This window comes from Cedecea sp. B1(4), assembly GCF_059414925.1.
In genome coordinates, this window is record NZ_JCAHMZ010000004.1 from 307,459 (window position 1) to 326,567 (window position 19,109).

Consider the following 19,109-nt stretch of genomic DNA (forward strand, 5'->3'; position numbering starts at 1 on the left):
TGTGAGCAAAACCTATGTGGAAAACATTACATCAGCTGGCTAAACCCGAGCGGCTTTACCACTTTTGTGGCCGCCTGCTGCCCTGGCTGGCTATCCTCAGCGCGGTGCTGCTGGTGGTCGGTTTCGTCTGGGGCTTTGGTATCGCCCCGGCGGACTACCAACAGGGGCAAAGCTACCGGATCATGTACCTTCACGTCCCGGCGGCGATGTGGTCTATGGGCATTTACGCCAGCATGGCGATTGCCGCCTTTATTGGCCTGGTGTGGCAGATAAAAACCGCCGATCTGGCGGTGATGGCGATGGCCCCCGTCGGGGCGGCATTTACCTTTATCGCCTTGGTCACCGGCTCTGCCTGGGGGAAGCCAATGTGGGGCACATGGTGGATTTGGGACGCAAGGCTGACCTCCGAACTGGTGCTGCTGTTCCTCTACGTGGGGGCCATCGCGCTGTACAGTGCGTTTGACGATCGTCGTCTTGCGGGCCGTGCCGCCGGGATTCTGGTGCTGGTCGGCGTGGTGAACCTGCCGATTATTCACTTCTCGGTGGAGTGGTGGAACACGCTGCATCAGGGCTCGACCAATATGCAGCAGTCCATCGACCCTTCCATGCGTACGCCGCTGCGTTGGACTATCTTCGGCTTCCTCGCGCTGTTTATCACGCTCACCCTGATGCGCCTGCGTAACCTGCTGCTGTTACAGGAAAGCCGCCGTCCGTGGGTGTTAGCGCTTGCTAACGGCAAAGGAGCAAAATCATGACGTGGGCGTTTACACACTGGGGCGAGTTTTTCGCCATGGGCGGCTACGCCTTTTACGTTTGGCTGGCGGTGGCTTTTACGCTTCTGCCGCTGATTGGGCTGATTTTTCATACCCGCTACCAGCACCGCGCCATTCTGCGGGCGGTGGCGCGCCAGCAGGCCAGAGAGCAGCGTATTCGTGTCGCTCGCCAACGCCAGGAGGAAGTTTAAGTGAATCCGCGTCGTAAAAACCGGCTTTATCTGGCCGTGGCGGTGCTGGCAGGTCTTGGGCTGACAATAACGCTTGTGCTGTACGCCCTACGCAGCAATATCGACCTCTTTTATACCCCTGGCGAAATTATCTACGGCAAAGGCGAAAGCCATTTAATGCCGGAAACCGGGCAGCGCCTGAGGATCGGCGGCATGGTGATGCCGGGCAGCGTGAAGCGCGACAGCCAAAGCCTGAAGGTCAGCTTCAAGCTGTATGACGCGCGTGGCGTGGTGGATGTGACCTACGAGGGCATTCTGCCGGATCTGTTCCGCGAGGGGCAGGGCGTGGTTGCCCAGGGCGTGATGGAAGGTGCCACGCTTATCCACGCTAAAGAAGTGCTAGCGAAACACGATGAAAACTACACGCCGCCGGAGGTGAAAGCGGCGATGGAGCAAAATCACCAGCATGCCCCGGAAGTGTATAAGGATAACGCCTCATGATGCCGGAAATCGGTGGGTTCCTGCTAAGCCTGGCGCTCGGTTGGTCTTTGCTATTAAGCGTTTATCCACTCTGGGGCGTGGCGCGCGGTGACAAGCGGCTGATGGCCTCCGCGCGGCCGTTTAGCTGGGCGTTGTTTATCACCCTTTGCGCATCATTCCTGATACTGGTTAACGCCTTCGTGGTGAACGACTTCAGCGTGCTTTACGTCGCCAACAACTCGAATACGGAGCTGCCGGTCTGGTATCGCGTGGCGGCCACCTGGGGGGCGCACGAAGGGTCATTGATGCTGTGGGTGCTGATGATGAGCGGCTGGACGTTTGCCGTTGCTCTCACCGGACGCAGCATGCCGAAAGAAGACCACGCCCGCGTGCTGGCTGTCATGGGTATGATTAATTTCGGCTTCCTGCTGTTTATTATTTTCACCTCCAATCCGTTTATCCGCACGCTGCCGGACTACCCGCTGGAAGGGCGAGATTTAAATCCGCTGCTGCAGGACATCGGCCTGATTCTGCACCCGCCGCTGCTGTATATGGGGTATGTAGGTTTTTCTGTGGCGTTTGCTTTCTCGATTGCGGCACTGCTGGGCGGCAGGCTGGACAGCGCCTGGGCGCGCTGGACTCGCCCGTGGACGCTGGCGGCCTGGGCTTTCCTGACCGTGGGGATTGTGCTGGGTTCGGCGTGGGCTTATTACGAACTGGGCTGGGGCGGCTGGTGGTTCTGGGACCCGGTAGAAAACGCCTCGTTTATGCCGTGGCTGGCGGGCACTGCGCTTATCCACTCGCTTTCCGTTACCGAAAAACGCGGCAGTTTTAAAGCCTGGACGGTGCTGTTGGCGATAAGCGCCTTTTCGCTTTGCCTGCTGGGGACGTTCCTGGTTCGCTCCGGCGTGCTGGTGTCGGTGCATTCCTTCGCGTCCGATCCGGCGCGCGGCATGTTTATTCTGGCTTTCCTGGTGGTAGTTATCGGCGGTTCGCTGCTGCTGTATGCGGTCAAAGGCAGCAAAGTACGCTCCCGCGTGAGCAACGATCTCTGGTCGCGCGAGTCTTTCCTGCTCGGCAACAACATCCTGCTGATTGCCGCCATGCTGGTGGTTCTGCTGGGCACGCTGCTGCCGCTGGTGCATAAGCAGCTTGGCCTCGGCAGCATTTCCATCGGGGAGCCGTTCTTCAATACGATGTTTACTGCGTTGATGGCCCCGTTTGCGCTGATGCTCGGCATTGGGCCGCTGGTTCGCTGGCGGCGCGACGAGCCGGGCAAGCTGCGCAAGCATCTGCTGGCGGCGGTGGTTATCACGCTGATTCTGTCGCTGCTTTTACCGTGGCTGATGCAGGATCGCGTAGAGGCGATGACGGTGGTCGGCCTGCTGATGGCCGTCTGGGTCTTTGTGCTGGCGCTGATGGAGGTTTATCAACGCGCCACGCATCGCCACGGCTTCTGGGATGGGTTACGCAAAATTCCTGCCAGCCACTGGGGGATGGTTTCCGCGCATTTGGGCCTGGCGGTGACGGTGGTCGGCATCGCCTTTAGCCAGAGCTACAGCGTCGAGCGCGACGTGCGCATGAAGTCCGGCGACAGCATTGATATTCATCAGTACCACTTTGTCTTCCGGGAAGTGCGGGACATCACCGGCCCTAACTACCGCGGCGGTGTGGGCGTGATTGACGTCACACATAACGGCAAACCGGAAGCAACGCTGCACGCCGAAAAGCGTTTCTATAACAGCAACCGGGCGATGATGACCGAGGCGGCCATCGACGGTGGTTTCACCCGTGACCTTTATGCCGCGCTGGGCGAAGAGCTGGACGATGGCAGCTGGGCGGTGCGTCTGTATTACAAACCTTTCGTGCGCTGGATTTGGGCGGGCGGGCTGCTGATGGCCCTCGGCGGGCTTTGCTGCCTGTGCGACCCGCGTTATCGCAGCCGTAAAGTTAAGCCGGAGGCCGCAGCATGAAGCGCCGCTATCTTTTTATTCCGCTGGCGCTGTTTCTGCTGCTGGCCTCGCTGCTGCTCTGGCAGCTGGCGCGTAATGCCCAGGGCGAAGCGCCCACGGATCTGGAGTCGGCATTGATTGGTAAGCCTGTGCCGGTGTTTCGTCTGGAATCGCTCGATGTGCCGGGTAAAGAGTGGGGGCGGGAAGTGCTGGCGGACGGCAAGCCGCTGCTGCTGAATGTCTGGGCGACCTGGTGCCCAACCTGCCGCGCCGAGCACAAGTTTCTTAACGGGCTTGCCGCGCAGGGCGTCCGCGTCGTCGGCATGAACTATAAAGACGATCGCCATAAAGCGATTACCTGGCTACGCGATCTCGGTAACCCGTACAGGCTAAGCCTGTTTGACGGCAACGGCATGCTGGGGCTGGATCTCGGCGTGTACGGCGCGCCGGAAACCTTCCTGATCGACGGCAAGGGGATCATCCGCTACCGCCACGCGGGCGATCTGAACGATCGCGTCTGGCAGCAGGAGCTGAAGCCGCTTTGGGAGAAATACAGCCAGGAGGCGGGCTCATGATACGCGTATTTTTCTTGCTTGTCGGCATGCTGTTTAGCGTACATGCAGCGGCGGCTATTGATACCTTCACCTTTAAAGATGAAGCGCAGGAGCAGCAGTTCCGCCAGCTAACCGAGGCGCTGCGCTGCCCGAAATGCCAGAACAACAGTATTGCGGATTCCAACGCAATGATTGCCTCAGACATGAAACTTAAAGTCTACGAGCTGATGCAGCAGGGCAAAAGCAAGCAACAGATTGTGGACTATATGGTGGAGCGTTACGGCCATTTTGTGACCTATGAGCCGCCGCTGACGCCGGCCACGGTGATCCTCTGGGTGTTGCCGGGGCTGTTTATTGTCGGTGGTGCGGCGGTGATTGTACTGCGCAGCCGCAGGCGGCAAAAGATTTCGCTCACGGAAGAAAATCCGGCGCTAAGCAGTGGGATGACCCGAGGGAAAATCTCGCTGTGGGTTTTCTTGCCAGGGGGCGTGCTGCTGCTGGCGGTCAGCGCTGGCAGTTATCTGAAAACGTCCGGGCTGGCGCAGGTGCAGGCCTGGCGGCAGGCGACAGCCGAGACGCCAGCGTTGTTAAAACGTGTTCTTGACCCGCAGGCCGCGCCGCTGACTATGGAAGAGATGGCGCGTCTTGGGTTAGGATTACGCACGCGATTGCAGCAACAACCTGATAATCTTGAAGGCTGGATGATGCTTGGGCGCATTGGCATGGTGCTGAATAACGCCACAACGGCAACACAGGCTTTTGCTCACGCATATAAACTTGCGCCCACAAACGGCGAAGCAAAGCTGGGCTATGCTGAAGTATTGACCCGCTCTGCCGATGCGCAGGATAACCAGCTTGGTGGGCTTCTGCTCCGCGAAATGTTAAAAGATGACCACACGAATATACGCGTGCTCAGCCTGCTGGCGTTCAATGCTTTTGAGCGCCAGAACTACCGTGAGGCGATTGGGGCGTGGGACATGATGCTGAAAATTTTACCGGCAAACGACCAGCGCCGCGCCGTCATTGAGCGCAGCATCGATCAGGCGAGGGCCCAGCTTGAATCGGGCACCACTGAAAGCGCAGACAAACAATAATAGGGAGACGCTAATGAATTTCCGCCTGACCGGACTTGCTCTGGCAACAACGGTATTAGTGGGATGTGCCAGTTCTGGTAGCCAGCAGCCTCAGGGGCGTTCGGACCCGCTCGAAGGGTTCAACCGTTCAATGTTCAACTTCAACTACAACGTGCTGGACCCGTATGTATTACGTCCGGTGGCCGTAGCGTGGCGTGACTATGTGCCGGTGCCCGCGCGCAACGGCCTGAGCAACTTCACCAGCAACCTCGAAGAGCCCGCCACGATGGTGAACTATTTCGTGCAGGGCGACCCGTACCAGGGGATGGTGCACTTTACGCGTTTCTTCCTGAACACCCTGCTGGGGATGGGTGGCTTCATCGACGTGGCCGGGATGGCTAACCCTAAACTTCAGCGCGTCGAGCCTCACCGCTTCGGCAGCACGCTGGGCCATTACGACGTAGGCTACGGTCCTTATGTGATGTTACCGGGCTACGGCAGCTTCACGCTGCGCGAAGACGGTGGTGATTTTGTCGATACGCTATATCCGGTGCTTTCCTGGCTGACCTGGCCGATGTCCATCGGTAAATGGGCGGTCGAAGGCGTCGAAACGCGCGCCCAATTGCTGGATTCCGACGGCCTGCTGCGCCAGTCAGCCGATCCTTATGTCACCGTGCGTGAAGCCTACTTCCAGCGCCATGACTTCCTGGCCAACGGCGGCCAGCTTAAGCCAGAGGCGAACCCGAACGCGGCGGCGATTCAGGATGATCTGAAAGATATCGACTCCCAGTAAGTGCTACCTGGATGTGAAAAAGCGAACATGGATGTTCGCTTTTTTATTGTCATAACACTGACATAAAATGACACATCTTTACTCGCCAGCATTTTGTGTTGGTATGTTATAAAATAACAATCTAAAAATACTGCGCAACTCTTGCGCACCTCACGCTTAAAACATCATGCCACCTACCCGGTTACCCGAAGCTGAACTGCTGCCTCAGGCGCTGCCCGCTCGCTATTCGCTGGCCGGCGCGCAGGCCCGACTCGCCGCGCGTGCGGTGTTCGCCTTAACCTTCTTGCTGTTTATGATGCTCCTGCTGGCGCTGACGGTCAGTATCCTGGAGCCAGCTTCCCGCTGGGTCGCTTTACTCTGCAGCAATGCCGCAGCGCTTTTGTTATTGGTTGTTTCGCTGCACGCGACGCAGCGTATTTGCCAGTGGCGAAGCTTTAAGTTTTCCCCACCGATTGAGCCTTCGGTTCAGGAGGAAGAAGCGCCCAATAATCCTCTTTTAAGCTGGCTTACAGGCCTGGTGCCGTTAAATTTTGCCCGGGCTGAAGCTTTGTTTAAGGCAGAAGGCATCTGGTCCGGGGCGCTTGCCGCGCTGGCGTTCTATATTGCGTTTTCTGGCTGGAGTAGCCGCTACGTTCCGCTGCTGGACAATAATAACCGCTGGATAGCTGTAGCGTGCCTGGCAGGATCCGTCTTTGTGCTGCTGGTGGCCGAACGGCATCTCAGTGCGGTATCGAAAGAAGCGTCGCCGGAAGCCGGGTCGATAGCGCCGCTGCTGCGCCTGGTGATGGCGGTACAGGTGCTGAGTTTACCGGGACTTGTCTGGCCACAGCTCAACAGTGCACTGGCGATAAACTTGCCCGCGTCGCTGGGACTGTTGGTTGCCGTCGAGTTTATGCTGCGCGGGCTGTTTTCTCTGTTCGCGCCCCCCGGAGACGGCACGACAGAACCCAGGCTTATCCCCAAAAGCCAACTGGCCGCCCAGCTAACCTGGCCGCCGCGCCCGCTCGGGTTTTTACAGCAGGAGCTACACCAGCGGTTTGGCATCGATCTTCGCCAGGTCTGGGCCTTCACCGTCCTGAAGCGCGCGTTTATCCCGATGGTGACCCTGATGCTGATCTGCGGCTGGTTGTTGACCGGGCTGCAGCAAATCTCAGCCACCGAACGCGGCGTGTATGAGCGCTTTGGCCGCTCTGTGGCGGTGCTTGAGCCGGGGCTGCATCTGGGGCTGCCCTGGCCGTTTGGTCGGGTGCAGTTGACCGAAAATGGGCAGGTGCATGAGCTGGCTGCCGGGGAAGATCCAGCCAGCCAACCTCCTGTAAAACGTGCCGATGCCGAAGGCCCCGCGCCCGCCAGCGCCGACAGGCTTTGGGATGCCACCCACAACTTCGACAAAGCGCAAATCATCGCCAGCCAAAGCGGGGATCGGCAAAGCCTGCAAATCGTTAACAGCGACGTGCGCTTTATGTGGCGTATTGGCCTGACTGATAACGCCGCGCTGGCGGCAACCTACCGGGCAGTGAACCTGTCGGATCTGGTACGCAGCACGGCAAATGAGGTGTTGGTACATCAGTTCTCGTCTTTAACGCTGGATGATGTCCTGAGCGAGCGGCGTGACGACCTGGCCGGGCAGATTAACCAGGCCGTGCAGCAGAAACTGGATAACCTGCACAGCGGTGTGGAAATCCTTTCTACCGTCGTGGAGGCGATTCATCCGCCTGCCGGGGCGGCCGACGCTTTTCATGGTGTGCAGGCCGCGCAGATTGCCGCGCAGTCGCTGATTCTGAGAGAGCAGGGAAGTGCGGCAGAAAAAGCCGCGATTGCCGCGACCAATGCTGCAGTGCGCGAAAACACAGCGCAGGTTAATGCTACCGAAGCGCTAAGCGAAGCTCAGGCAACGGCCACCCGTTTTGCCGCGCAGAAGAATGCTTATCAGCAGGCAGGGCAGGTCTTTATCGACGAGCTTTGGTTTAAACAGCTTCAGCAGGCCCTCAGCGGCCACCCATTACTGGTCATTGACCAGCGAATTGGTGCCGGTTCGCCGCCCACGCTAGATCTGCGTGATTTCCCTACTTCTACCGATGCGGCGCGGCGTGACGCGCCCGCTAAACCCGCACAGGAGCTTTCCCGGTGAGCCATTCCCACTCTCATGGACATCATGATCACCACCACGGCCACGGCTGCAGTCATAGCCACTCTTCCGCCCCGGAAGGGGTTAAAAAAGGCGCCTGGAAGCGTATTACCGCCGCCGTTGTTTTGGTCGTTATTCTGCTTGCGGCTGCGAGTCTGGTGCAGGTGAGATCCGGCGAATCACTGGTGATCACCCGTTTCGGCAAACCCGTTCGCGTGCTGCTGGAGCCGGGGCTTGCCTGGCGCTTACCTGCCCCTTTTGAAACGGCAACGGTGGTGGATCTGCGCCTGCGGACGACGTCCAGCGGGCTGCAGGATGTCGGCACGCGCGATGGCCTGCGGATCATCGTTCAGTCCTACGCGGTGTGGGAAGTGGACAGCACGCCTGAACACGTGCAGAGGTTTATGCGGGCGGTGCAAAACCAGCCGGATGAAGCGGCCCGGCAAATTCGCACCTACTTAGGCTCAGCGCTGGAAACCACCGCCAGCGGCTTCACGCTTTCTCAACTGGTGAACACCGACGGCAAGCAGGTTCAACTGGCGGAGTTTGAATCGCATCTTCAGCAGCAAATCAGCCAGCCGCTGCTGCAAAGTTACGGTATCAGGCTGGTGCAGATGGGCACCGAACGCCTGACGTTGCCGGCCGTGACGCTCAACGCCACGGTTGATCGTATGCGAGCAGAGCGTGAAACCATTGCGATTGAGCGCACGGCGGAAGGTAAGCGCGCGGCGGCAGAGATTCGTTCCGCCGCTGACCGCGATGCCCGCATCACCGAAGCTCAGGCCTCGGTGAAAGCGGCGGATATCGAAGCCCAGGCCCAAGTGCAAACGGCGTCCATTTACGGTAAAGCTTATGCCAGCGCCCCTCAGCTTTATAGCTTGCTGCGCCAGATTGACGCGCTTAGCGGCATGGTGAATGCGCAAACCCGACTGGTGCTGCGCACCGATGCCAAACCGTTCAGCCTGCTGGTTGACGGGCCGCAAATGGATAAAGCAGCGGATAAAAAACCATGACTGAACGGCAAAAACTTGAGCCCGGCGGGCCGTGGACGCAGTCGATTCGGCTGGCGTTTATCGCGATCTTTGTGCTGACGCTGTTTGCGGCCGGGGCGTGGTTGCTGTCGAATGTCCGGCAAATTCCGCCGGGCAGCCGGGCCGTGGTGCTGCGCTTCGGCGCTGAGCAGCGCGTGGCTGAACCCGGCTTGCTGCTTGCCTGGCCCGCGCCGGTCAATGAAGTGGTGATGGTACCGGGGCCGGATCGGGTGATTGAACACCGGGTGACCGCGCTGCTGCGCTCGTCCGAGGCGCAAAGCCTGGATATCAACGGTGGCCCCGGCAATGATGCTGTTTCGGGCTCAGGTTTCTTGCTCACCGGTGATGCGGGCGTTGTGCAGCTGGATATTAGCGTATTTTACCGTGTCAGAACGCCAACCGCTTACGTCTTACAGGACAAGCATGTCCTGCCGCTGCTGGACCGGCTGGTGGAGCGCGCGGCGGTCGCGGTCTGCGCTTCCCGCGATCTGGATACCATTCTGGTTGCCCGGCCCGAAATGCCCGGCAACGATATGAACGTGGCGCAGCAGCGTGAACAGCTGCGAAGCGACGTGCAGCGGAATATCGAACAGAATTTGCTGCGGCTTCAGCTGTCGGGGAGCGATGCGGGTATTACTCTTGAGCGGGTGACCGTGCAGTCTGCTTTACCGCTGACGACCGTAGCGGCATTCAACGCGGTCTTAACCGCCAGCCAACAGGCTTCAAAAGCGATCGCGACGGCGCAAAGCGATGCTTCATTAACGCGGCAAAAGGCGGTTCAGCAGGCCGACCAGATGCTGCAAACCGCCCAGGCCAAAGCGCAGGAGAGCGTGGCGAAGGCGCAGTCGGACACGGCGATAATTGCCCGTCTGGCCAGCAACCATGACGATCCTGATTTGCTGGGGCGTATTTATCGCCAGCGAATAGCCGGGATCCTGTCCCAGGCCGGATCGGTAATCACCGTGTCGCCGCAGGATGATGCGCATTTGATCCTGCAGGGTGTAGCGCAACAAGAGGCGACGAAACCATGACTTCTTCTGTACAAGCTGGTGGGGCGCTGACCCGCCAGGAGCAGCGGCATATTACCCGCCAGTTGATGCTGGCGCTGGTGGCCAGTGGGGCGCTGATTCTGGGGCTACTTTGGCGGTGGCTGGCACCTCAGCAGGTTGCCGTTGGTGATTTACTTTTGGGCGCTGCCTCGGTAGTTGTGGCTGTGCCGGTGCTGCGTCACGCGCTGCATAGCCTGCGTTACCCCAGCCTGCACGGATTGACCGACCAGCTTATCGCGCTGGCATTGCTGGGTGCGTGGGCTACCGGGGATCTTCTGACCGCCGCGCTGCTGCCGCTAATCATGATCGTCGGGCATATTCTCGAAGAGCGCAGCGTCATTGGCTCGCAGGAGGCGATTGCCGCGCTGAGCAAACTCACGCGCAGCCGGGCGCGGCGCTTAAGCGCGGACGGTGAATTACAGGATATCGACAACCACGATCTCGAACCTGGCGATGTGGTCGAGGTTCGAGCCGGGGACCATATTCCCGCCGACGGTCTGGTGCTGGAAGGCAAGGCCAGCCTGGACACAGCTCCTATTACCGGGGAGTCCGTACCACAGGAAGTTGAACCGGGGGTGGAAGTCTTTGGCGGAGCGATAAACCTGGATGGCCTGCTGCGCATCCGTGTCACGCGTACCGGAGAAACTTCGACGCTGGGGCGCGTGATCGCCCTGATGCAAAGCGCGGAACAGGCAAGCCCGCCGATAACGCGCCTGCTTGAGCGCCACGCGGCGCGTTATCTGCTGTTGGTGCTGATGATTGCCGCCAGCACCTGGTTCCTGACGCAGGATGCCCAGGCGATGCTGGCCGTTTTGGTGGCGGCCTGTCCCTGCGCGCTGGTGCTCTCTGCGCCCGCGTCATCTATTGCCGGGCTGACGGTGGCCGCCCGCCACGGCATTTTAATCCGCGGTGCGGCGTTTCTTGAGGAGTTGGCGGAGATTAACGCCGTGGTGGTCGACAAGACCGGCACGCTGACCCACGGCAGGCTACACCTGCAGGCCGTGGCGCCACACGGTGATACCGATCCCACTTTGCTGCAAACCCTGGCTGCCAGCCTCGGGGCGACCAGTAACCATCCGGTCAGCCGTGCGGTAAGCGAGATTGTTTCGCGGGAAGCCTGGCTGCCTCTCGAAAATGTGCGTGAGCATCAGGGGCTAGGCGTTTCCGCCTCTACACCGCAGGGAGAAGCGGTGCTTGGCAGGCGTGAGCTGTTAGCCTCCACTCTGACCGACTTACCTGAAGCCCCGGAGCATGATGGCCCGATTGTCGGGCTGGCGCTGGATGGCCGTTTTCTTGGCTGGCTGCTGCTGGCCGACAGTTTGCGCGACGAGGCAGCCACGGCGATGGCAGAGCTGCGCGATCTTGGGCTAAACCGGCAGCTTTTACTGACCGGCGATCGCCAGTCGGTTGCGGATAAAATTGCGCACCAGGTGGGGATCGCCGACGTGGTGGCCGGGGCGCTGCCCGCGGATAAGCTGGCGCAGGTGAAACGACAAATCGACAGCGGCTATCGGCCTATGGTTATCGGCGATGGTATTAACGATTCCCTGGCACTAAAGGCTGGGGTGGTGGGCGTGGCAATGGGGGCCGGTGGGTCCGACATCGCGATGTCTTCGGCGGATATTGTGCTGATTGGCAGCGATCTTCGCCGTTTGGGTACCTGCGTTCGCCTGAGCCGCCGCTGCCGCCGGACTTTGCAGGTCAACGTGTTTATCGGCTTGGGCTGGACGCTGGCCATTGTCGCGATGGCGGCTTTTGGCTGGCTTGGCGCCTCTGGCGCAGTTATCGCCGCGTTGCTGCATAACCTCAGCACGCTGCTGGTGCTCGGCAATGCGGGAAGGTTACTGCGGTTTGAAGAGAAACTGAGCGAGCAGGCATAAAAAAAGCGCCTTCTGAGGAAGGCGCTTTACTTTTCGAGGCAGTAACTTAGAACGCGTAGTTGAAGTTAGCGCCGTACAGCCAGGCTTTACCTTCAGATTTGAAGGTGTATGGGCCTTCTTCGATATTGACTTTCTGACCGTGCATGTAGGAAACGCCTACGTCCACAGACGCGTCTTTGTTAAACGCATAAGTGGTACCGGCGCTCAGCCACAGGCGATCCTGGTCTGGAATGGAGATAGAACGCTTGTTAGCCGGCACCGGGCTGTCATCGAACGCGATACCGGTACGGAATGTCCAGTTGTCGTCCATGTAGTAGGTGGTACCCAGCGCGATGCGGTAAGCATCTTTGAAGCCTTCATCTTTATAGAAAAGAGTTTGGCCATTGCTGCCGGTTGCCTTCAGCTCCTGGAACTGACTCCAGCTGGTGTAAGTCAGACTATAGTGAACAGCCCATTTCGGCGCCACTTTATTATAACCGGACAGTTCCCACATTTCTGGCAGGTGCAGACTCAGAGAGCCAGGAACGGTTGCACCGTTGGTTCCGGAAGGCAGACCAAAGTTAGAGAGCAGCGGGTTAAACGCCGCAGGTAAACTGCTCTTATAGTCGCCGTCAAAGTCGACTTTGACTTCTGAACGGTAGGTAAAGCCGTAGCGGTTGTTTTTATCAATTTCATAAAGAATACCGGCGTTCCAGCCGAAGCCCCATTTATCACCCTTCAGGTGGGCAATCTGAGTATCGGCGGGCAGTGTCCCGATAGCCTGGCGTTGAGCCGGAGTCAGTGGAGACGCAGGGTTGCCAGCAATCAACTGCGGCAGGTCGCCTGCGTAACGCTCAATCTTCGCTTTAGCATAAACCGCGTCGAAACCGAGGCCGAAGCTCCAGTTGCTGTTCAGTCGGTAAGCGCCGCTCAGGTTCAGGTTCAGGGTCGTCAGGTCGGTGGTACCGCCCATCGAGCCTGCTGCGTAGCTGTCATTATATTCGGTGGCCAGGCCGTAGTTAGAGGTGACGGATGCACCCCAGCCAAACTGGTCGTTAATCGGCGCAACAAAGTGCAGGTTTGGGACCCATGCGGTTGGCGCGATGTTTTTCGCATCAAGGCTTTTACCCGAGCGTGATGTACCGGAGATATCAACGTCCGGGTCAACGAAGATGGCGCCAGCGGAGAAAGAAGGGCGATCGAACATCATGATGGTAGCGGGGTTGCGGCTTGCTGAACCCGCATTATCCGCAACTGCACCTTCCCCCGAATACGCTCGGCCAAGGCCAGAGGAAGAGAACTCGTTTAATTGAAAGCCGGCGGCGTACGCCTGGGAGGAGACTATTGCCACTGCAACCGCGAGGGCTGACTTTGTAAACAGGTTTTTCTGGCTCATGACCAAAACCTCATTGATTTATTTTTATGCAAACAATGTTACATACCGTAACAGGAGCGCGAATAGTAGGGACTGATCGGGTACAGAGAAATCAGACCAGTGGCGAGAGTATAGGTCTGACCAGCGAGGATGTTGCAAGTTTGTTTCTAAAGTTTTTCATGTTTGATCTTGAAAACGGGATCTGAGTGGCAAAATTGGGGGGAACTTCTCATCAAAGCGGGGATGTTATTTGTTTTAGATCATTTTTAAGTGTGATTTCCGTCACTTGTCGGTTTTGTGAGGATTATCAACTGGAGCCGATGCAACGGCGGACGTAAAATACCCATAATTATTTTAACCATTCTCCTTTTTTAAGCCGCATTACAGAGGAAAGCGTGATGAGTAAAAATACCGCCAATGAAACCCCGGTTTGCTGCTGTACTGATGTCGGTACCATTATCGACAACACAGATTGCATCGCCTCCTACAGCCGTGTATTTACTAGCAAAACAGAAGCCGATGAAGTCTTGGCTGCGTTAACGACCAAAGCCCGTGACGTTGAGTCTGAACCTTGCCAGATTACACCGCGCTACACCGAAGTCGCCGGCGGTGTGCAGCTGGATATCGATTTCCAGTTTAGCTGCCAGGCCGAAACGATGATCTTCCAGCTCGGTCTGCGTTAAGTTCCCCCTTCAATTCCCCCGTATAAAGCGGGGGCGTTCATTTCGTTATGTAATAATTCGTGTCGCTTCTCCCATTTTTCTCGCCAGCCAGTTGGCTGAATGTGAATTTTTAGTTAAGACTGTGATCAGGTCAGACCACTTTTTGTCTGTATTCACTTTTTTAGCAGGGGAGCGTTATGAGTCAGGCACTGCCGTTGATTACCCGCCAGGGCGATCGTATTGCCATTGTCAGTGGTTTACGTACGCCGTTTGCCCGTCAGGCCACGGCTTTCCATGGTATTCCCGCCGTCGATCTCGGCAATATGGTGGTGAGCGAGCTGATGGCCCGCAGCGAAGTGCCGCCTGAAGCGATTGAGCAACTGGTATTTGGCCAGGTGGTACAAATGCCGGAAGCGCCAAACATTGCCCGTGAAATCGTGCTGGCGACCGGCATGAGCGTCCATACCGATGCCTACAGCGTCAGCCGTGCCTGCGCTACAAGTTTTCAGGCCGTTGCAAACGTGGCCGAAAGTTTGATGGCCGGTACGATCCGTGCCGGGATTGCCGGCGGCGCTGATTCCTCTTCCGTACTGCCTATTGGCGTCAGCAAAAAGCTGGGCCGCACGCTGGTGGACGTTAACAAAGCGCGCACGCTCGGGCAGCGGTTGAAACTGTTTTCCAAATTACGTCCTCGCGATCTTTTGCCTGTTCCTCCCGCCGTGGCTGAATATTCTACCGGTCTACGTATGGGGGATACCGCTGAGCAGATGGCGAAAACTCACGGCATCACTCGCGAACAGCAGGACGCGCTGGCTCACCGCTCCCACGAACGTGCCGCCCAGGCCTGGCAGGAAGGAAAGCTGGCCGATGAAGTGATGACGGCGTTTATTCCTCCCTATCGCCAGCCGTTCGCTGAAGATAACAACGTGCGTAAAGGCTCCAGCCTCTCCGATTATGCAAAGCTGCGTCCGGCGTTTGACCGCAAGCACGGCACCGTGACCGCGGCGAACAGTACGCCGCTGACGGACGGTGCTGCGGCTGTGATCCTGATGACCGAATCCCGGGCAAAAGAGCTTGGCCTCAAGCCGCTCGGTTTTCTGCGCAGCTACGCGTTCACGGCCATTGATGTCTGGCAGGATATGCTGCTTGGCCCGGCGTGGGCTACGCCGCTGGCGCTTGAGCGCGCGGGCATCACGCTGAATGATTTGACCCTGTTTGATATGCACGAAGCCTTTGCTGCGCAGACGTTAGCCAACCTGAAAATGCTTTCCAGTGAAAACTTTGCCCGCAATGTGCTGGGCCGGGCTCACGCCACGGGCGAAGTAGATGACGCGAAATTTAACGTGCTGGGAGGGTCGATCGCCTACGGGCATCCGTTTGCTGCGACGGGCGCAAGGATGATTACCCAGACGCTGCATGAACTGCGTCGCCGCGGGGGAGGCTTTGGCCTCGTTACCGCGTGTGCGGCCGGTGGGCTTGGTGCGGCAATGGTTCTGGAGGTGGAGTGATGGCACAGCAAGGCGCATTCGATTTACACATCCGACTGGATAACGTTGCCGTAGTGACCATCGACGTTCCGGGCGAAAAAATGAATACCCTGAAGGCCGAATTTGGGGCGCAGGTACACAGCATTATAAAAAAACTGCGCGACAACCCGAGCGTGCAGGGGCTGGTATTTATCTCCGGCAAGCCGGACAACTTTATCGCCGGGGCCGACATCAACATGATAGGCGGCTGCAAAACGGCTGCAGAAGCCCAAGAGCTGGCGAGGCAGGGGCAGCAGATCATGGCAGAAATCGCCGCGCTGCCGATCCCGGTGGTGGCCGCGATTCACGGCGCCTGCCTGGGCGGCGGCCTGGAGATGGCGCTTGCCTGCCATGTCCGCATCTGTACCGATTCACCTAAAACGCTGCTTGGCCTGCCGGAAGTGCAACTGGGCCTGCTGCCGGGCTCGGGCGGCACTCAGCGTTTACCTCGCCTGATAGGCGTCAGCAATGCGCTGGACATGATTTTGACCGGCAAGCAGCTGCGCCCGCGTCAGGCCCTGAAGCTGGGGCTGGTGGATGACGTGGTGCCCGAATCTATTTTGCTTGAGGCCGCTGTTGAGCTGGCGCTCAAAGGGCGGAAACCTTCGCGTGAACTGCCGGTAAAAGAACGCGTACTCGCCGGGCCGCTGGGGCGCTCGCTCTTGTTCAGCATGGTCAGCAAGAAGACCGAAGAGAAGACGCAGGGCAATTACCCGGCAACGGGCCGCATTATTCAGGTTATCCGCACCGGGCTGGAGCAAGGCAGCAAAAGCGGCTATGAGGCCGAGGCCAAAGCGTTTGGTGAGCTGGCCATGTCTCCTGAATCTGCCGCTTTGCGCGGCCTGTTCTTTGCCAGTACGGAGTTGAAAAAAGAGTATGGCCGTGAAGCAAAGCCTGGCAAACTAAATTCTGTCGGCGTGCTGGGGGGCGGATTAATGGGCGGCGGGATCGCCTATGTAACGGCTACCAAAGGCAAGCTTCCGGTGCGCATTAAGGACATTAATAACGAAGGCATTAACCACGCACTGAAATACAGCTGGGACCTGCTGGAGAAGAAAGTCCGTCGCCGCCATATGAAGCCTGCTGAGCGCCAGCGCGAACTGGCACGTATCTCCGGTGGAACCGATTACCACGGCTTTAGCCAGCGAGATATTGTGGTGGAAGCCGTGTTTGAAGATTTGGCGCTGAAGCAAAAAATGGTGGCTGAGGTTGAACAGTATGCCGCACCGCACACCGTTTTTGCCTCGAATACTTCTTCGCTGCCGATTGCCGATATTGCCGCTCAGGCAGCGCGCCCGCAGCAGGTTATTGGCCTGCATTTCTTCAGCCCTGTAGACAAAATGCCGCTGGTCGAAGTGATTCCTCATGCAGGGACTAGCGCGGAAACCATTTCCACGACCGTGCAGTTGGCGAAAAAACAGGGCAAGACGCCGATTGTGGTAGGCGACAGCGCCGGGTTTTACGTCAATCGCATTCTTGCGCCTTATGTTAATGAAGCGCTGCGCTGCCTCACGGAAGGTGAGCCGATCGAGCGTATTGACGATGCGCTGGTGAAGTTCGGTTTCCCGGTGGGGCCGGTACAATTGCTGGATGAGGTTGGGATAGACGTCGGCACGAAGATTATCCCGATTCTGCAGCAGGCTTTCGGCGATCGCTTTGCCGCGCCTGATACCGTGGACGCAATCTTGAAGGATGACCGCAAAGGAAGAAAAAATGGTCGCGGTTTCTATCTTTATCCTGCAAAAGGGCGTAAAAGCAAGAAACAGCCTGACACAGCGATTTACACGCTATTAGGCGTGACGCCGAACGGGCGTCAGACCCCGGAACACATCGCCGAGCGCTGCGTCATGATGATGCTCAACGAGGCCGCTCGCTGCCTCGATGAGGGTGTGGTCAGAAGCGCACGTGATGGCGATATTGGCGGCGTTTTCGGCATTGGTTTTCCGCCGTTTTTAGGCGGGCCGTTCAGGTATATGGACAGCCTGGGGGCCGCCGATGTGGTGGCAAAATTACAGCGTTTAGCGAGCCAGTACGGGGAGCGGTTCAGCCCCTGTGAAAGGCTGATTATTATGGCTGAACAACACCTTAGTTTCTGGCCTGCGTTGACGTCGCAGCCGGTGACCGAGCTTGACGAAGCGCTGAGCTAAAACCGGTAAATGTACGCTGCAAGGTCATTTTGTAAACAGATATTGACTATACTTGCAGCATTGAGGTAAAAAACAGCGTTTCATTCGATGTACGGATAAGGCACAATGCCCGGCTGCCGTGAACCCCACTTTTTCAGCGTGCGGGTTCAGGCGTTCCTGGTTAACAAAAGCGGTGCAATATGCAAGTTTTTATCATGCGTCACGGCGACGCAGCACTCGATGCTGCCAGCGACTCGGTTCGTCCCTTAACCCAATGTGGGTGTGATGAATCCCGTCTGATGGCGACCTGGTTAACGGGTCAAGTGGCAAGTATCGAACGTGTTCTGGTGAGCCCTTACCTGCGAGCTGAACAGACCCTGGACGTGGTGCGGGAAGCGCTGAACCTCCCGGAAAAAGAAGACATCCTGCCAGAGCTGCGGCCCTGCGGTGATGTAGGCCTGGTGGGGGATTACCTGCTGGCGCTGGCAAGTCAAGGTGTTGAATCTGCGCTGGTGGTTTCCCACCTGCCGCTCGTGGGTTACCTGGTTTCCGAACTTTGCCCGGAAGAGGCTCCGCCGATGTTTACTACTTCGGCCATTGCCAGCGTCACGCTGGACCCGGATACCGGTAAAGGTGTGTTTAACTGGCAGATGAGCCCCTGCAACTTCAAGGTGGCTAAGGCTATCTGATTGCTGTGAGCATGAAAAAAAGAGTCGCGAATGCGGCTCTTTTTTCTTTTCAGGTGCAGAGAATCTTCCCCTCATCCTAACCCTCTCCCCTGGGGGCGAGGGAGCTGCCCTGTGTTGTTTTTCTCCCAAGGGGGCAAGGGAGCTGGCCGGAGGCGTTTTCCCTCTTCTGAGCAAAGTCTACGTCCACGTCTTGTTTCCCCTCTCCCTCTGGGAGAGGTCCTGGGTGAGGGCAATCCCTTCCGCACAATTTACGGCAGCTCCGGCGGTTGCCACTCTTCAATCTCAATCAGTACCAGCAGCGCGGCATCGCCGCCGTACTCTTTCGGTGCCTGATGAAACGCCACAATATGCGGATGCTGCGCCAGCCAGAGCGGCGTTTGCTGCTTTAGGACGTGTTTACCGTGGCCGTGCATCACGCAGGCGCAAAAAACATGCTCGCGGCGGCAGGCGGCAATCAGCGCGCCCAGCTCCTGTTTGGCCTGAAGCTGGGTCAGACCGTGCAAATCAAGAAATAGCTCCGGAGAATAATCCCCGCGACGCAGTTTCTTCAGTTCAAAATGACTCACGCCTTCGCGCACGTAGCGCATTGGCCCTTCGGTCGCCAGGCGTGGCTGAAACTCATCGGAAAAATAGTGGCTGGCATCGGCCTGCTCCTGCAGCAGACGCTTCACGGGCACTTCCGTAATTTTCTTGCGCACCGGGCGGTGGACAATCGTGTCCTGAGCCAGTTTTTTCGTGCCGCCCATCAGGCCGCGAAACAGCGCCTCATCTTCGGAACTGAGCGGTGATTTTTTTTTCATGTTTCTCTCATCTCGCATTCGCTTTGCGGCCAGTTTACCTGCTTTACCCGGTAGCAATAAAGAAAACGC

Annotated in this window: 17 protein-coding genes; 15 read left to right on the forward strand and 2 right to left on the reverse strand. The window is 58.1% G+C overall.

The window, feature by feature from the left end; genetic code table 11:
* Window positions 1–14 precede the first annotated feature (14 nt).
* The 11 genes from ACR6JA_RS11085 (at window position 15) to ACR6JA_RS11135 (ending at window position 11,883) form a co-directional block, all read left to right on the forward strand.
* Window positions 15–755 carry a heme ABC transporter permease gene (locus ACR6JA_RS11085; protein ID WP_213712873.1) on the forward strand — a complete coding sequence of 247 codons (741 nt, stop codon included), beginning with the start codon at window positions 15–17 and terminating at the stop codon, window positions 753–755.
* Window positions 752–964, forward strand: coding sequence for a heme exporter protein CcmD (ccmD, locus tag ACR6JA_RS11090; protein WP_213712871.1), 213 nt, complete (start codon window positions 752–754; stop codon window positions 962–964). The genes ACR6JA_RS11085 and ccmD overlap by 4 nt, the downstream gene beginning before the upstream one ends.
* The gene (ccmE, locus tag ACR6JA_RS11095; RefSeq protein ID WP_494492763.1) at window positions 965–1,444 is read left to right on the forward strand and encodes a cytochrome c maturation protein CcmE; all 480 of its coding nucleotides are present in this window, start codon (window positions 965–967) and stop codon (window positions 1,442–1,444) included. It begins immediately after the preceding gene.
* Complete coding sequence (locus tag ACR6JA_RS11100) at window positions 1,441–3,396, forward strand: heme lyase CcmF/NrfE family subunit (protein WP_494492764.1); 1,956 nt, start codon at window positions 1,441–1,443, stop codon at window positions 3,394–3,396. The genes ccmE and ACR6JA_RS11100 overlap by 4 nt, the downstream gene beginning before the upstream one ends.
* Window positions 3,393–3,950 carry a DsbE family thiol:disulfide interchange protein gene (locus tag ACR6JA_RS11105; RefSeq protein ID WP_494492765.1) on the forward strand — a complete coding sequence of 186 codons (558 nt, stop codon included), beginning with the start codon at window positions 3,393–3,395 and terminating at the stop codon, window positions 3,948–3,950. The genes ACR6JA_RS11100 and ACR6JA_RS11105 overlap by 4 nt, the downstream gene beginning before the upstream one ends.
* A gap of 26 nt (window positions 3,951–3,976) precedes the next feature.
* The gene (locus ACR6JA_RS11110) at window positions 3,977–5,023 is read left to right on the forward strand and encodes a cytochrome c-type biogenesis protein CcmH (RefSeq protein WP_494493246.1); all 1,047 of its coding nucleotides are present in this window, start codon (window positions 3,977–3,979) and stop codon (window positions 5,021–5,023) included.
* A 13-nt stretch (window positions 5,024–5,036) separates the two neighbouring features.
* Window positions 5,037–5,795 carry a phospholipid-binding lipoprotein MlaA gene (gene mlaA, locus ACR6JA_RS11115; RefSeq protein WP_213712863.1) on the forward strand — a complete coding sequence of 253 codons (759 nt, stop codon included), beginning with the start codon at window positions 5,037–5,039 and terminating at the stop codon, window positions 5,793–5,795.
* A 166-nt stretch (window positions 5,796–5,961) separates the two neighbouring features.
* Window positions 5,962–7,926, forward strand: a complete 1,965-nt coding sequence (gene hflK, locus ACR6JA_RS11120) for a protease modulator HflK (RefSeq protein ID WP_494492766.1) — start codon at window positions 5,962–5,964, stop codon at window positions 7,924–7,926.
* Window positions 7,923–8,936, forward strand: a complete 1,014-nt coding sequence (hflC, locus tag ACR6JA_RS11125) for a protease modulator HflC (protein WP_494492767.1) — start codon at window positions 7,923–7,925, stop codon at window positions 8,934–8,936. Before hflK (ACR6JA_RS11120) ends, hflC begins: the two co-directional genes overlap by 4 nt.
* Complete coding sequence (hflK, locus tag ACR6JA_RS11130; protein WP_494492768.1) at window positions 8,933–9,985, forward strand: protease modulator HflK; 1,053 nt, start codon at window positions 8,933–8,935, stop codon at window positions 9,983–9,985. Before hflC ends, hflK (ACR6JA_RS11130) begins: the two co-directional genes overlap by 4 nt.
* Window positions 9,982–11,883 carry a heavy metal translocating P-type ATPase gene (locus tag ACR6JA_RS11135; RefSeq protein WP_494492769.1) on the forward strand — a complete coding sequence of 634 codons (1,902 nt, stop codon included), beginning with the start codon at window positions 9,982–9,984 and terminating at the stop codon, window positions 11,881–11,883. Before hflK (ACR6JA_RS11130) ends, ACR6JA_RS11135 begins: the two co-directional genes overlap by 4 nt.
* 46 nt (window positions 11,884–11,929) lie before the next feature.
* Here ACR6JA_RS11135 and fadL read toward each other — a convergent pair whose 3' ends face one another.
* The gene (gene fadL / locus ACR6JA_RS11140; protein WP_213712852.1) at window positions 11,930–13,258 is read right to left on the reverse strand and encodes a long-chain fatty acid transporter FadL; all 1,329 of its coding nucleotides are present in this window, start codon (window positions 13,256–13,258) and stop codon (window positions 11,930–11,932) included.
* Between the two features lie 377 nt (window positions 13,259–13,635).
* Between fadL and ACR6JA_RS11145 the strand changes: the two genes are divergently transcribed.
* The 4 genes from ACR6JA_RS11145 to sixA all read left to right on the forward strand — a co-directional run bounded on the left by ACR6JA_RS11145 (window position 13,636) and on the right by sixA (window position 18,240).
* Window positions 13,636–13,920, forward strand: a complete 285-nt coding sequence (locus ACR6JA_RS11145) for a YfcZ/YiiS family protein (RefSeq protein WP_213712850.1) — start codon at window positions 13,636–13,638, stop codon at window positions 13,918–13,920.
* Window positions 13,921–14,096: 176 nt separating this feature from the next.
* Entirely contained in the window at window positions 14,097–15,407 is a 1,311-nt protein-coding gene (gene fadI / locus ACR6JA_RS11150) for an acetyl-CoA C-acyltransferase FadI (protein WP_494492770.1), read from the forward strand.
* Entirely contained in the window at window positions 15,407–17,572 is a 2,166-nt protein-coding gene (fadJ, locus tag ACR6JA_RS11155) for a fatty acid oxidation complex subunit alpha FadJ (protein ID WP_494492771.1), read from the forward strand. Before fadI ends, fadJ begins: the two co-directional genes overlap by 1 nt.
* A 179-nt stretch (window positions 17,573–17,751) precedes the next feature.
* Window positions 17,752–18,240 carry a phosphohistidine phosphatase SixA gene (sixA, locus tag ACR6JA_RS11160; RefSeq protein WP_494492772.1) on the forward strand — a complete coding sequence of 163 codons (489 nt, stop codon included), beginning with the start codon at window positions 17,752–17,754 and terminating at the stop codon, window positions 18,238–18,240.
* Window positions 18,241–18,488: 248 nt separating this feature from the next.
* Here sixA and smrB read toward each other — a convergent pair whose 3' ends face one another.
* Window positions 18,489–19,040 (reverse strand): endonuclease SmrB, encoded by a 552-nt coding sequence (smrB, locus tag ACR6JA_RS11165; RefSeq protein ID WP_008459682.1) that lies wholly within the window; start codon window positions 19,038–19,040, stop codon window positions 18,489–18,491.
* Between the last annotated feature and the right edge of the window lie 69 nt (window positions 19,041–19,109).